Genomic DNA, 12,399 nt, shown 5'->3' with positions numbered 1-12,399 from the left:
TATTGATGACTCTGACTCGCAACGAACCCGCCAGCACGCCCGCCACCTGGGACCACCTCATCAGCACCTCGAACCACCCGACCGAACTCATTGCCGCGCTGTCAGATGCGAGTGGCGACCTCCGGGTCCGCCGGAAGGTCCGGATCGCCATGACCACCCGCTGCCCGAAAACCATCAACGAGGCCCTCGACGAACTCGACCGTGAGCAGGTCGCCGGAGCGCACGGCCTGCGCCTGCTGGCGAACATCACGCTCGGGCAGTACTCCACCGTGCTCCAGACGGCCGAGGTGTCCCTGTCGAGCCTGGACCCGCACGCCGTGGAAGACGCAGCGGACGGGGCGTTCGCGCGGGGCATGGCGCTCGGCGAGGCGCAGCGGTTCACGGAAGCGCTCACGCAACTGCGCCTGGCGCGCACCCTGGCCGAGGCGCTGGGCATGCAGTACCGCGTTCAGCACGTGGAGATGGAACTCGGACGCCTTCACACCAACATGGGCGAACCGGACCCGCAACTGCTGCTGAACGCCATGGCCCGCAACCCGCTGACGGAGCGGCGTCAGGCCTGGGCGCTGCGCCTGCTGGCGGAGGCGCACATCGCCCTGGGCAATTACGGGGACGCCGCGACCCTGTTGGAGCGGGACCACAGGGGGTTCAATGAGTTGCAGGCGTTCGCGCTGGCCCTGCTGGGCCGGAACCAGCCCGCCCTGGACGACCTGCCGCAGGGTGGAGTGTACGGGCAGGTGGCGCGGGCCTTGTGGGCCTTACGGCTGGGCACTCCGTTCAGCGCGCCGCCCCGTACGGGAGCCAGCCCGCAGTCCGAGTACGGGGCGATCGTGCGGGCCTGGGGCATGTTGCAGGCCCGGCCGATGGCAGCGCAGGCCCGCACGATGCTGCTGGGCCTGACGGTGCGGACGCCGGATCAGCGGGCGCACTGGGCTGCCGCGATGGTGCGCGCCAACCAGCTGGGCGGGTTCGGGGATGACATCGACGACCTGATCAGGGAGTTCAACGGGGCGTTGAAGGCCATGACGACGCGCGGGCCGTTCCTGGCGCTGCTGCGGGCGCTGGTGCCAGACACGTTCGCGCTGCTGGCGATGCTGCCGGGCGTGCATGAGGAGGTCGCCGAGAGCCTGCCCGAAGTGCCGATGCTGACGGGCGGGGAGGTGTCGTTTCAGTACCAGCAGCACCGGCTGCCTGGGCGCAGTAACGGCAGTGCGGTGACCGTGCTGGCGGCCGCGACGGGCCGGACGGGTCCGGAGGCCCGCCCGCACCCGCAGGCGGCGCAGCGGATCCGGGACATGCTGGTCGAGATGGGCGCGCGTGAGTGCGTGAATGTGGGCGGGTTGATCCGGATCATCTGGCGGTTCAGTGAACAGGCCCGGTTTTCCCGGCGGGAAGCGTGGAGTGGGGCGCTGTGCCGGGCGCTGGCATGGGTGGACAGTCCGGCCCTGCGGCAGGAGATCAAGGACGCAATGGGTGTATAAACTCTGTTGATATCGCTATTTTTCCGGCTACCCCGTACCCTGAGGGTATGAAGAAATCGCTGCTGATGCTCGCCGCCTTCGCCCTCCTGACTGCCACCAGCGGCGTGCTGGCTGCGGGTACGGGGACCGTCCCGACCAAGCCGCCCGTGGTGAAGAACGACCCCTGCGCTGAGTGCTGACGCGTCGGTCACTACTTCCGGGGTCGCTGTACGTAAGTAACGTAACGTAGGAGCCTGCTTTGGTTCACAATGCCGACATGCCCGACAAGCAGCTCACCCTCCCCACTCTGCTGAGTTCAACCGAGCTGGAAGAAGTCAGGAAAGCCGCCTCCTTCGATGCCGTCGAGGACAACGGGTTTTACAGGCTGATCTTCAACGACCCGGATTCCATGGAGCGGGCAGGTGAAGCCCTCCAGGCTATGCGGGAGGACCCGAGCTGATGAAGCGCCCCAGAAGAACAGCCCCCGCCGGCTGTTCTTCTTTTTTGGCGATCCAGTAACCTCCGCCGAACTGCCCGATCTGCAGGCCGCCGTCCGTGTCCGCAGGGTCAACGGTCAGCAGGCTCTGCGCCGGGATCATCCACCCGCTGCCCTGGACGGGGAACTCGGCCAGGAACGTTTCGGGGCCGGTCGTTACGGGTGGACCCATGCGCCCCTGCCGCAGCGACCGCCAGCTGCTCCGCTGCTCGACGGGAATCTCGAAGTACTTCCAGGCCCACGTGTCGCTGACGTACATCCCGTCAAGCAGCTTGGTGATGCTGGCCGGGCGCATGGAGCCGATGTCGGTCTTGCCGCTGGCGTACTTCGAGATGGTCATCTCGGTCAGTCCGGTCATGCGTGCCAGGTCGGCCTGGCGGAGTCCTCGGTGGTCCAGCCATGCCTGGAGTTTCAGTCCGCGGTGCAGGGCCTGGGGGTTCACGGACGAGGTCGCCGTCAGGTCGGCTGCTTCCGCGCCGTTCTGATTGGGTTCCGTGCGTCTCCGTGCCATGACCGCACTATAAACGGAGTTTAGGTAGCCTACTAGCCGCCCAGCGGGCGGAGTCGCCCTATAAAGCCTGTTGTGACTATTTTGAAATAGCCGCAGGTTACCCTGTTGCGTATTTCCTAAACTGAGTTTAGGATGGGTGTATGTCCGCCCGCCGCCAGATCAACCCCCAGCTCCTACGGGCAGCCAGGGAAAAAGCCGGTGACGGCACCAAATCTGCCGCTGCCGCCGCCGCCAAGATGACCTGGCAGGGCTACAGCCAGTGGGAAAAACAACCCGGCCGCACCTACTTCGACTGGAACTCCTTCCGCTCCCTTTGTGACTACCTCGGCGTCAAACCCGAGGACATCACCGACGAAGTCCCTGAAACCCAACAGGCCATGTAAGCCGCCGCCCGCACTCAGGGCCGAGCGGCTCTTCTCGTTTCATCCCACGGGCGATACCCCGGACCGCCCCCGACGACCAGGGTCCATTCCTCCACAGTTGCAGCCGGGTTCGCCCGGCGAGTCGCATGACAACGGACGTGATCGACCGCACTGCCGCCCGCCTTCACGGTGGGACTGGATCCCCGTGATCCGGTGAGACGCGAAGCGGAACCCACCCTGTGCGCCACTGGGGTCAGGTCCGCGCAGACTCCGCCCATACCCGTCAGTTGCGTGAGCACCACCCGATCCAAGTTCAGTCCAGCTGTTGAGATCTCCGGCTGGACGTAACGCGGCGCGCCCTGACTCCCCAGGCGCGAGACAGCAGGGGAGACGGCAGGCCTGGACGCCGAGATGACCAGTGTTGAGGCCACCTGCGCGGCCGAGAGCAGCAAAGCGCAGGCTGGCGCCCGGCCGATCTGGGCGCGTGAACTGGCGCGATACGCCGGCCCGAACACTTACACCATCAGCGCCGCCAGGACGGGGCGCTGCGTGGGGAGGTAGCTCTGTTGGGAGAGCGCCCCGGCCCGAGGCTGGGGAGACGCAGGTTCGATTCCTGCCCGCCCCGCACTTCATCAGGCTGGTCTGGGGACCAGTCGAAACGCACCGCCCTGGTGCGCGCCCGTGACCGCCATCCCCACCCGCAGTGAACCGCCAGCGCGGCCCTGCACGCCGGGAAGGTCACCCCAGACGCGGGGAGCAGCGTGACCGTCAGGCGGAGAGACGCCGGGACCCGAGCAGGCGCGGCGTGCGCCTGCAACCCCCACACCACCGGGGAAGCGCGTGGAATCACCTGCCGCTATCGTCAATCGCCATCTTTCACTCTTGTTGCACTGGGGCGCGCTGGGAGGTCCGGCGCGTCCCGAGTACCGGTCCCGTCCTGGGGCCGTTCCACAGCCGCGCCGGCGGTGATACCCGGCGAAGTCCACCGTGGAGGTCCCGGCCATGTAACACGTTGCCCCTCAGTCGGTCACTCATCCCGGCCCGCCGCATCCAGCAGCGGGCCGCTGACATCTCGGCCCTGGCACACGAGCGGGTTCGATTCCCGCCGCCGAGCCCACAGGAGGTACCTTGAACAGCCTGATCCCGAAGGACCTGATGACCGCGCAAAACACTACACGGATCCACGACCAGCACAACCCGAAGCTGCCACGCGCTGTGGAAGCGGAACAACAGGTGACCGTCCTGCTGGAGAAGTGGGTGCTGCCCGCCGCCCGCATGGGTACGTCCGTCCAGCTGAACCTCGCGCGGCCGGACCTGACCGACGAGATCGCCGTCGTGTTTCACCGCCTCGGGTACGACGTCACCGTCTGGGAGGCGGGCAACACGCTGACCGGCGTGCTGGACCTGAACTGGCCAGCGCGTCCGCACGAACCTCTCCTTGGTGGTCGGCCACCGCAGCCACCAGGACCCATCCAGAGGAAAGACGCTCCCGGCCCGCTCGCCCGCTTCTTCAGCAACCTGTTCGGCAAGAGTACAGTGGGGCCACGATGACGCTCGTGTTCGGAGTGATACTGCACCGGAACGGTGATCAGGTTTCTGGCCGGTTCGTGGAATTCCCTGGGGTTCATGCGACCGCTGGCACGGAGGCCGAGGTGCTGGAGCAACTGGCGCCCCTGCTGAGTGAGGCCGTGCTCGCCTACGTGGACGAGCACAACAGGCTGCCCGTGCCGTCGTACGTGTCAGTCGGCGCGCCCGCCGTGCCGCTCCCACGCCTCCCGTTTCAGGAGGAGGCGTCGGAGAAGTTCCTGGACTTCGCGAAAGCGGAGTTCGACCGGGTGTCCGCCAGTTCTAAATTGGCGGAGGAGCGCGCCAAGCAGAACGGCGTGTACGCCCTGGCGGCCGTGCCGATCCTGAGCTTCATTCGCCCGGAGGATCCGGCATTGTGGTACGTGATCGGCCAGATCGGTTGCGTCGTACTGATCGTGGCCACGCTGCTGTCGGTGGGCCGAACGCTCCGGCCCGTCACGCTACGCGGTATCGGGTGGACGCAGGCAGAGATGGACGCCGAGCAGGAGGTCCTGCTGCGCGGGTACCGGCCATACTCGGACCTGCTGTATCTGCTGCAGGGGGCGTGGATCAGCGGTGGAGCGGCCATGAAGGTAACCCGGGACGCCCGATTCGCGGAGGTGGAGCGGCAACAGTGGTTCCTGCTACCGCTGGCAGTACTGATCATGGCGTTGCTGATCGCGCCGCCGCTCGCCGCCCTGTTCTGATTGAATGAGGAATGCCGACGAAAAAGACAGGGGGCACCGAGAAGGGCTCCAGACAGGAAGGTAAGAAGAGCCAGGTGCCGACAGCCAACCCGACCTATACTCCGGCACCCAAGCCCAAGCCTAAGCCCACTCCGAAACCCGGGGGTAAGAAGGGCTAACGCTCACCAGTCGCGGTTCAGGGCCTTCTCGCCTTCGCGGGCGTAGTTCACGTACGTTTCGCTGGTCGTGATGCTCGCGTGCCGCAGGTGGTCCCGGACGGCGAGAACGTCCTTCGTTTCCTTGTACATGCGGGTACCGGCGGTGTGCCGCAGGCCGTGCACCTCCCGCCCCTGGTAGGGGATGCCTGCGCGCTGGCACAGTTGCATGACGCGCTGCTCGACGGCGCGGCCACTGCGGAGCGTGAGGACCTGCGGCCCGTAGGACGGGGTCATGCGGATCCACTCGACGAGCGCCACCTCCGCCCGCCGGGAGAGCGGCACCTGCTGGCGCTTCTGGCGCTTGCCGGTCACGGTCAGGTACGGCCGGTCCCCGCCCGCGCGGACGTCCGCGCGCAGCAGCGTGGTCATCTCGGTGACGCGCAGCCCGCAGTCCGCGCCGAGCAGCACCATCACCCGTTCCTGCTCGTCCGCGTGATCGAGCAGGGCCTGCACGTCCTTATCCGGGTAGGGCTTGCGTTTCTCCCAGGCGGGCACGGGGTCACTCGCGGCCCGGACGTCCGTGAACGGTGCGGCGTCGGTCGCGCCCGCCCAGCGCAGCGCGGCGAACACGGCCCGGGCGGCGGCCAGCCGGACGCGGACGGTACTCGGCGCGAGCCCTTTGGCTTCAAGGTGCCGGACGTACCGGTACCCGTCGTTCGGTTTCGGCCGGATGAAGCTCATGCCCGCCCCGGCCGCCCACTCCACCAGGAAGCGCAACCCGGTCTCGTAGCTCTCCAGGGTGCGCAGGCTGACGCGGGCGCCCCGGCCGCCCCGCAGGACCAGGAACGCCTCCGTGATCGCCCAGAGGCCCGGCACGTCCACGTCCCGCGCGGCACGCAGCGCGTCCTTCCGGAGGACGTCCGGTTCCTGGCTGCCGACACGGTCCGCGCGGCCCTGCAATTCCAGGTTGTACGCCATCAACTCCAGGCCACTCATACACGCAGCATACAGAGGAGCCCCCCATGACCACGCACGACGCCACGGAACCCGCGACGTACCTGACCATCACGACCGAACACCTGCTGCGCCTCGACGCGGCGTACCCCGCCGCGCGCTGGTGGTTGAAAGCGAACGACGAGGGTGACTGGGCTGGCCCGGTCCTCAATCCCATGACGGCGCTCGACCATGCCGCGCAGGCGTGGGGCATGACGGCCCAGCAGGTCGCTGCGACGCTCGACGAACCGGTCATCGGCGTGATGTACGAGGACCTGATCGGCCTGATCCAGCAGGACCTGCTCGTGAAGGAAGGCCTGGATGGCAGCGCGGCGGCGGCCGTCACCGCGCACCTGATCGACCAGCTCCGCGAGATCGATGGCGCCCGTGACAGTGAGGCGCTGCTGTACGGGTTCCGCGTAGTGTTCGAACCCGGCGCTGATGGCCGCCTGCGCGTGATGGCCCCGCCGGCCGAGGTGAGCGCATGACGACCGCTCCGGAGCGCGCCCTCGCCCTGATCCGCGATGAGCGGGAACGGCAGGTGCAGGTGGAAGGCTGGACGCCGGAACATGACGATCAGCACGTGACCGGCGAACTGGCCGACGCGGCCGCTGCGTACGCGCACGCTGGTGATCACGGCCCCGTAAATCCCGAGGATGGGTACGGAACGGACCTGGGCCGCGTCCTGTGGCCCTGGGACCGCGCGAGCTTCAGGCCCGGCGCGCACCGCCGCAACGTGGTGCGCGCCGGGGCGTTGATCGTCGCGGAACTCGAACGCCTCGACCGGCTCGCCGGGAGCGTGCAGTACTTCATGCGGCTCATGCCTGGGGGTTCGCTGGAACTCTACGCAGCGGCCAGCCTCACGGCTCTGGCTGAGTGCCTGGGCGGCGCGTCGCTGGTGCAGCTGTCCAGCATCGACCGGAGCGTCCCGTTCTGGGTGCCGGGCCGGGAGGGCACCGTCCGGGCGGAGGACCTGTTCCTCGAGTACTACGCGGACACTCCATACGCGGGTGAGGCGGTGAAGCTCTGGCCGCCTCTCCTTTCCTAGAGCTGATCAGCGTGTATCGCCGAACTGAGATTATCCGACGTTTCATGAAGACCCGCCGGTCCTGTTGGCCGGCCAGGAGTGACCTGTGAACGCATTCACGAGTAAAACCCAGCCGGTCATCACGGCCGCGCACAGATGAAGGTCGAGCAGGTGCAGGCGCTGATGCTCCTCGCCGGATTCGAGGTCAGCGACTACCAGCCCATCCGCAACGCGTACTGGCCCGACCACCCCGACTACGACCAGGTCCGCGCCGACAATCCCTGGTGGACCGTCCAGACCCACCACGGCCTACTGACCATCGGCCGTCGCAAACGCGTCTGGGAGATCAGCTGGCCCGGCATCGCCCAGATCGACCCCGACACCATCACCCAGGACGACGTCACCAAAGGCCGGTTCCTGATTCACGCCTAGACGCTCCCGGACGTCCTGAAGTACCTCACCAACCTCCGCACGGAACTGACGGTGCTCAAGCTGCGCGACGGCGCCGGTGGGGGGCAGTCGTGACCCGGCCCCCGCTGGAGCTGGCGGCAGAGCTGGACCGAATCGTGAATGACGCCTGTGAGTACGTGGGCGACCTGGAGGGCATCCCGGATGAGGTGCACGAGCGCCTGCTGACCATCAAGCTCAGCGCCATCCAATTGCGCGCTACCCTGCGCGCCCAGGCCGATGCGGTTCATCTCATAAAATCTGTCAGGCGGTCAGCTGCCGTCTCTCAACTTCGACCCAAACCGCTTTCGAGAAGCTATTCACATCTGGGATGTACAGCACGTACCCGCTCGCCTCCAGATCCAACAGACCCTGGGAGCAGCAGTCCCCATCACCCGGTGGATACAGATCACCTCAGGCGGGGGACCTGTCCAGCCACATACAACACATGCATGTTGTGTATCCTGCGTGGAACGGATTACCAGTGACTGGTAACCGCGGGAGGAGGTCCTGATGGCACATTCAATCACTGAAACAGAGCTGCAGCGAGTCCTTACCCGCGGGCAACGTGACCCCGAGTGGGAAGCAGGCAGGCGGGCCATGCTCGCACGCAGCCGCGGCGCAGCCTCCCGCCCCGTGCAGGTTGATCAGGCAGACAAGGTACCAGCCAAATGGCACGGCGGTGCCGAACAGAGCTGCGTGACACGCACTGACGAGCAATCCCTACTCCATTGGAACGTCATCATCCTCCAGTCAGGGAAACTGAAGTCGACCAGAACTCGTCAGAAAAGACAGCGGATTCACCGGCTCAAAACTCGTAACGGACTGAAGACAATACTGCTGCGAAAGTAAGCGAGTTGCCACAGCCTGACCCGGTATCATGCGCACCGCGTGATGCTTCCTCTGCAGCCCCGAACCCTTGACGCGAGATTCTCCTGCGTGGGATTCGACTGTGGGGACCCCGGTCTAAACGCCGCTCTGGAAAAACGGATCCCTGCCGCCATTCAGGAAGGGCGCGTGCGTTTGATAGGCCTGAACGCTGGAGATAGCCGGTTGATAGCGTGCATCGCTCTCCGGGCAGCTCAGTTGGAGGTCGACTCTATTGACCGCAGCAATGTCATTCCGCATCTGACGCACCGGATCGTTCCAACCATGCACATCGAGCTCCTGGCCGTCCACAAGGACTGGCACGGGAGGAATCTGGGAACCCAACTGCTGGACATAGCCACGGATACTGCACGTCAGGTTTCGGAACAGATCGGGCTGCGATTCATCACCCTGGACGCGACCCCCACCTCCATCGCTTTCTACGAGAAGCACTTTTTCCAGGCCGCCACTTTCCAACCCGGCCGAGAATCCGGGTTGCTACTTGGAGCGGACGACACGACCAGCATGCTGCTTGATCTGATGGCCTGAACCACAACCCTGCTTTTTCAAGAAGAGGCGCACACCGTTACGGTGTGCGCCTCTTCTTGCCTCCCTGACACCAAGGAGTCCCTTTATGACTGACGATTCCCGCCCCTGGGCCTGCGCCTGGAGCACGGACGGTCCGTGGTTCGGTCCGTTCCCCACCCGCGAGGCCGCCACCCGGTATGCCCTCGATCACCCGCCGCTGGTGTGCGATCACCCGCGCGTGTTCCTGGCCCGCGCCGTCACGCCCGCTGCCAGCCTGTTCCTGGGCAGCGTGGACGCCCTACTCCCCGAAGCGGCGAGCGCTGCCGCCTCCCTGCACGGCCCGGCCGCGAGCGAGTGGCTGGCGAACGTGCCGGAAGATCAACTCGACGACCTGCAGGTGCAGCTTGATCAGGTGTTCGACGTCTGGGCCGCGCGGCACGGGCATCAGCCCACCTTCTTCCGGGTGGAGGACGTCACCGGGCACCGCCTGGCTGAATTCATCGCGGAGCACGCGTGAACGCCCTGACCCTGGTGGGCCTGGCCGTCCTGTCGGTCGCCGTGTTGCTGGGCGGTCTGCTGCTCGGCGTGGTGTGCGTGCGCGTCCTGCACGCCGGTCGGCGCGGGCCGTTCGCTGACCACACCATTCCGCTGATCCTGCTGACCTTCAGCGCCCTGATCGTTCTCGCCGGCTGGCGCAGCCTACACGCTGTCAGCGGTGCCCTGGTGGGACCGTGACCCGCCAGGAGCAGACCGCCCGCGTGGACCTCGACAGCCTCACCCACAAACACAACCGGATCGGGGAGCCGCTGACGGAACTGACGCTGATCCTCCCGAGCGGCACGGACCTGCGCCTCCTGCACCGCGCCGCCCGCGTCCAGAAGGCCGGGAAGGGCGGCCCCGTCACCGCGCAGCTACACGTCACGGACGAGGCGGGCGAGAAGCGCACCTTCAACCTGTTCTTCGTCAAGAGCACCACCAAGGACTTCCGGTTCGGGGCCGTCATGCGCCCAGACGCGGACGCCCCGCCGTTCCTGGACTTCCACGTCCTGCTGGAAACCATCAACGCCAACCCGATCCTCGCGGCCGCCGGAACGCTGAAGGACGGCCTCCAGAAGATGGTCGACGACAGCGGCGATCTGGAGAGCGTCACCCTCAGCAGCGGCGGCCAGAGCGTCACCCTCACCTCCGCCCGCGACCGCGCGCCGCGAGAACAGCGCCCCCTGGAGACCCATGACCACCACTGAACCCACCACCGAGGACCTCGGCTACACCCTGCTCGGCTGCGTCAGTCTCGTCCTGAACCACGTCACGGACGGCAACCGCCTCGGGCAGGACCTCGCGCCCGTCCTCACGGCCGCGCGGCTCCGGCGGGTGCGCGACGACCTCGAAGTCGCCACCCTGACCGGCTCGGCCCTCGACGTGCCCCGCGAGGACGCCGAACTGATCCTGCTGGCACTGGTCGGCACGCAACGCCTCCTCGAGGACGGCGGGCGGATCAAGGGACCGCCGGACCTGCTGGGCGCCGTGAGCCTCCCGCAGGTCCGCGCGGCCGTGCGGCATGTCATGGACGTGCTGGACCGCCCGCCGCGCCTCGTCGTTCAGCAGGCCTGATCCACCCGCCCTGGCCACCGCACCAGGGCCGCACGGGGAACGCCAGGGCACACCTGACGGCCCCCACCACCGACCGAGGCGCGCACGGTCAGAGATGCGCGGCCACACCTCCACCCCACCCGGCGAGGTTACTTCATGAACGACACCCTTCAGACCTTCAAGTTCGGTCTGTTCGACCTGCGCGTGCACTTGATCGACCAGCAGCCTTGGTTCCTGCTGGGGGACGTCTGCCGCGCCCTGAGCCTCAGCAACCCGAGCATGGTGGCGCAGCGACTGCAGGCGCATCAACGGTCTAAGCTCAGCTTAGGTCGTCAGGGCGACGCCCTCATCATCAACGAAAGCGCCCTGTACCGCGTCGTGATGCGCAGCGACTCCCCGCACGCCGAGCCGTTCCAGGTGTGGGTGACGGAGGAGGTCCTGCCCTCCATCCGGCAGACCGGCGCGTACACCCTGCCGGCAGCGCAGGAGATCGATCCGCTGACCTTCGCGGAGCGGTACGTGGAGGCCGAGCGGGCCCGCCGCGCCCTGATGGAGGAGAACGCCGTGCTCGCCCCGCAGGCCCAGCAGTTCCAGACGCTGATGTCCGCGGACGGCACGTACAGCCTGGACGCGGCCGCGAAGATCCTCGGATCCGGGGAGAAGCGGTTGTTCACGGTCCTGCGTGACCGGCAGATCCTGATGGACCGCCACCGCAGCGGCACGGAGAACCACAACATTCCCTACCAGCAATACCTGGACCGGGGATATTTCGTGGTGAAGACGAATGCGGCGCCGGACGGGAAGCACCTGTCGCGCACGACCCGCGTCACGCCGAAGGGCCTGGCATGGCTGGACCGGCAGATGCGCGCGCAGCGGCTCCTGCCGCCACCCCCGCCGACCGGGCCAGCGGCCCTGCCGGGTGTTGACGCGTGACCCTCTTCGCCGCTGATGATCCCGCCCCGCCCTCGCAGCCGGTGACGCAGCTGGCGGTGACGCTCGCGGGCCTGTTCCGCGCGAGCCGGTCGGACGGCAAACAACGGTCGCACGTGCTGAGTAAGGGCCTGCAGGTGCGGGTCGGCACGGCGGACGGGGACGTGATCTACCTGAGCCGGAAGGGCGGGGAGGCCAGCCCGGACGAGGCCCGGGCGGTCGCGGACGCGGCCGGCTGGGTCCTGTTCGACACGGAGCTGAGCAGCTGGGACGGCACGCGGTATCTGATCGTCCGGCCAACCGAGACGGCTGAAGAGGACCCGCCGCCGTTCCATCCGGAAGCCCCCACCATCCCGCAGGATTCGCCCGCACCGGTAGAAACCGACGAGAAGGCGCTCGACGAGCGGATCCGCGCGGCGCTGCTCGGGCCGGGCCCCTGGTGGAACCCGACCTTCACGGACAGCATGCGGGAATCACGTCTGGGAGCGGTCCGGAGCATGAAACGCGCCGACCTCCGGGACGAGGAACGCTGGATCAGAAGGAACTGGCCAGCGCAGGCCGAGGACGCTCTCGCGGGCGGCACAGTTGCGTGACACGAACGGGAGATGCGCTACACTGCGAGCATCCCCGGCGGTCACCGAGCAACTGACCAAAAGGGAAACCCCCTCCGCGAGAGCCGGCCAGCTCGTAGTACGCAGAAGGGATCACCGATAACCCTTAGTTATGACCACTTTCGTGGTGGCTCTCGCCTACCCGCAGGATACGCGCCCTGCGGGTC

Annotated in this window: 18 protein-coding genes; 16 read left to right on the top strand and 2 right to left on the bottom strand. The window is 67.1% G+C overall.

Features of this window, described 5'->3' with window-relative positions:
* Positions 1-5: 5 nt before the first annotated feature.
* The 3 genes from IEY70_RS12730 (at position 6) to IEY70_RS12725 (ending at position 1,920) form a co-directional block, all read left to right on the top strand.
* Positions 6-1,481 (top strand): hypothetical protein, encoded by a 1,476-nt coding sequence (locus IEY70_RS12730; protein ID WP_189065403.1) that lies wholly within the window; start codon positions 6-8, stop codon positions 1,479-1,481.
* Between the two features lie 47 nt (positions 1,482-1,528).
* Complete coding sequence (locus IEY70_RS21315) at positions 1,529-1,660, top strand: hypothetical protein (protein WP_268243914.1); 132 nt, start codon at positions 1,529-1,531, stop codon at positions 1,658-1,660.
* 77 nt (positions 1,661-1,737) lie between these two features.
* The gene (locus tag IEY70_RS12725) at positions 1,738-1,920 is read left to right on the top strand and encodes a hypothetical protein (RefSeq protein WP_189065402.1); all 183 of its coding nucleotides are present in this window, start codon (positions 1,738-1,740) and stop codon (positions 1,918-1,920) included.
* Here the strand turns inward: IEY70_RS12725 and IEY70_RS12720 are convergent.
* On the bottom strand, positions 1,898-2,467 hold the full coding sequence (locus tag IEY70_RS12720; RefSeq protein WP_189065401.1) for a helix-turn-helix domain-containing protein: 570 nt from the start codon (positions 2,465-2,467) through the stop codon (positions 1,898-1,900). The two genes, IEY70_RS12725 and IEY70_RS12720, sit on opposite strands and share 23 nt — an antisense overlap.
* Positions 2,468-2,607: 140 nt before the next feature.
* Here IEY70_RS12720 and IEY70_RS12715 point away from each other — a divergent pair, with 140 nt between their 5' ends.
* The 3 genes from IEY70_RS12715 (at position 2,608) to IEY70_RS12705 (ending at position 5,102) form a co-directional block, all read left to right on the top strand.
* Complete coding sequence (locus IEY70_RS12715; RefSeq protein WP_189065400.1) at positions 2,608-2,850, top strand: helix-turn-helix domain-containing protein; 243 nt, start codon at positions 2,608-2,610, stop codon at positions 2,848-2,850.
* A gap of 1,107 nt (positions 2,851-3,957) precedes the next feature.
* Complete coding sequence (locus tag IEY70_RS12710; protein WP_189065399.1) at positions 3,958-4,380, top strand: hypothetical protein; 423 nt, start codon at positions 3,958-3,960, stop codon at positions 4,378-4,380.
* 101 nt (positions 4,381-4,481) lie between these two features.
* Entirely contained in the window at positions 4,482-5,102 is a 621-nt protein-coding gene (locus IEY70_RS12705) for a hypothetical protein (RefSeq protein WP_189065398.1), read from the top strand.
* Positions 5,103-5,263: 161 nt separating this feature from the next.
* On the opposite strand, the gene IEY70_RS12700 is transcribed toward IEY70_RS12705, so the two are convergent.
* Positions 5,264-6,235, bottom strand: a complete 972-nt coding sequence (locus IEY70_RS12700) for a site-specific integrase (protein ID WP_189065397.1) — start codon at positions 6,233-6,235, stop codon at positions 5,264-5,266.
* Between the two features lie 26 nt (positions 6,236-6,261).
* Here IEY70_RS12700 and IEY70_RS12695 point away from each other — a divergent pair, with 26 nt between their 5' ends.
* The 10 genes from IEY70_RS12695 to IEY70_RS12650 all read left to right on the top strand — a co-directional run bounded on the left by IEY70_RS12695 (position 6,262) and on the right by IEY70_RS12650 (position 12,214).
* A complete protein-coding gene (locus IEY70_RS12695) occupies positions 6,262-6,720 on the top strand; it encodes a hypothetical protein (protein ID WP_189065396.1) in 459 nt (152 codons plus the stop codon).
* Positions 6,717-7,280, top strand: a complete 564-nt coding sequence (locus tag IEY70_RS12690; protein WP_189065395.1) for a hypothetical protein — start codon at positions 6,717-6,719, stop codon at positions 7,278-7,280. Before IEY70_RS12695 ends, IEY70_RS12690 begins: the two co-directional genes overlap by 4 nt.
* A gap of 135 nt (positions 7,281-7,415) precedes the next feature.
* The gene (locus IEY70_RS12685; RefSeq protein ID WP_189065394.1) at positions 7,416-7,691 is read left to right on the top strand and encodes a hypothetical protein; all 276 of its coding nucleotides are present in this window, start codon (positions 7,416-7,418) and stop codon (positions 7,689-7,691) included.
* Positions 7,692-8,600: 909 nt separating this feature from the next.
* On the top strand, positions 8,601-9,122 hold the full coding sequence (locus tag IEY70_RS12680; protein WP_229777907.1) for a GNAT family N-acetyltransferase: 522 nt from the start codon (positions 8,601-8,603) through the stop codon (positions 9,120-9,122).
* An 85-nt stretch (positions 9,123-9,207) separates the two neighbouring features.
* Positions 9,208-9,618: a hypothetical protein gene (locus IEY70_RS12675; protein ID WP_189065392.1), complete on the top strand. Its 411-nt coding sequence runs from the start codon at positions 9,208-9,210 to the stop codon at positions 9,616-9,618.
* Positions 9,615-9,836 (top strand): hypothetical protein, encoded by a 222-nt coding sequence (locus tag IEY70_RS12670; protein WP_189065391.1) that lies wholly within the window; start codon positions 9,615-9,617, stop codon positions 9,834-9,836. The genes IEY70_RS12675 and IEY70_RS12670 overlap by 4 nt, the downstream gene beginning before the upstream one ends.
* Positions 9,833-10,345, top strand: a complete 513-nt coding sequence (locus IEY70_RS12665) for a hypothetical protein (RefSeq protein ID WP_189065390.1) — start codon at positions 9,833-9,835, stop codon at positions 10,343-10,345. The genes IEY70_RS12670 and IEY70_RS12665 overlap by 4 nt, the downstream gene beginning before the upstream one ends.
* Positions 10,332-10,712 (top strand): hypothetical protein, encoded by a 381-nt coding sequence (locus IEY70_RS12660; RefSeq protein WP_189065389.1) that lies wholly within the window; start codon positions 10,332-10,334, stop codon positions 10,710-10,712. Before IEY70_RS12665 ends, IEY70_RS12660 begins: the two co-directional genes overlap by 14 nt.
* A gap of 135 nt (positions 10,713-10,847) precedes the next feature.
* The gene (locus tag IEY70_RS12655; protein ID WP_189065388.1) at positions 10,848-11,624 is read left to right on the top strand and encodes a phage antirepressor; all 777 of its coding nucleotides are present in this window, start codon (positions 10,848-10,850) and stop codon (positions 11,622-11,624) included.
* On the top strand, positions 11,621-12,214 hold the full coding sequence (locus tag IEY70_RS12650; protein ID WP_189065387.1) for a hypothetical protein: 594 nt from the start codon (positions 11,621-11,623) through the stop codon (positions 12,212-12,214). Before IEY70_RS12655 ends, IEY70_RS12650 begins: the two co-directional genes overlap by 4 nt.
* The last annotated feature ends 185 nt before the right edge of the window (positions 12,215-12,399 follow it).

It is taken from the genome of Deinococcus seoulensis (assembly GCF_014648115.1).
In the GTDB taxonomy this organism is placed as follows: Bacteria; Deinococcota; Deinococci; order Deinococcales; family Deinococcaceae; genus Deinococcus; species Deinococcus seoulensis.
Note: the sequence above shows the minus strand (reverse complement) of the source record. Positions and strands in the feature narration are given on the sequence as shown.

Excerpts from the sequence above, each read along its gene's own strand:
- IEY70_RS12730 (WP_189065403.1), top strand. The coding sequence starts at position 6 with ATGACTCTGACTCGCAACGAACCCGCCAGCACGCCCGCCACCTGGGAC.
- IEY70_RS21315 (WP_268243914.1), top strand. The coding sequence starts at position 1,529 with ATGAAGAAATCGCTGCTGATGCTCGCCGCCTTCGCCCTCCTGACTGCC.
- IEY70_RS12725 (WP_189065402.1), top strand. The coding sequence starts at position 1,738 with ATGCCCGACAAGCAGCTCACCCTCCCCACTCTGCTGAGTTCAACCGAG.
- IEY70_RS12720 (WP_189065401.1), bottom strand. The coding sequence starts at position 2,467 with ATGGCACGGAGACGCACGGAACCCAATCAGAACGGCGCGGAAGCAGCC.
- IEY70_RS12715 (WP_189065400.1), top strand. The coding sequence starts at position 2,608 with ATGTCCGCCCGCCGCCAGATCAACCCCCAGCTCCTACGGGCAGCCAGG.
- IEY70_RS12700 (WP_189065397.1), bottom strand. The coding sequence starts at position 6,235 with ATGAGTGGCCTGGAGTTGATGGCGTACAACCTGGAATTGCAGGGCCGC.
- IEY70_RS12695 (WP_189065396.1), top strand. The coding sequence starts at position 6,262 with ATGACCACGCACGACGCCACGGAACCCGCGACGTACCTGACCATCACG.
- IEY70_RS12690 (WP_189065395.1), top strand. The coding sequence starts at position 6,717 with ATGACGACCGCTCCGGAGCGCGCCCTCGCCCTGATCCGCGATGAGCGG.
- IEY70_RS12685 (WP_189065394.1), top strand. The coding sequence starts at position 7,416 with ATGAAGGTCGAGCAGGTGCAGGCGCTGATGCTCCTCGCCGGATTCGAG.
- IEY70_RS12680 (WP_229777907.1), top strand. The coding sequence starts at position 8,601 with ATGCTTCCTCTGCAGCCCCGAACCCTTGACGCGAGATTCTCCTGCGTG.
- IEY70_RS12675 (WP_189065392.1), top strand. The coding sequence starts at position 9,208 with ATGACTGACGATTCCCGCCCCTGGGCCTGCGCCTGGAGCACGGACGGT.
- IEY70_RS12660 (WP_189065389.1), top strand. The coding sequence starts at position 10,332 with ATGACCACCACTGAACCCACCACCGAGGACCTCGGCTACACCCTGCTC.
- IEY70_RS12655 (WP_189065388.1), top strand. The coding sequence starts at position 10,848 with ATGAACGACACCCTTCAGACCTTCAAGTTCGGTCTGTTCGACCTGCGC.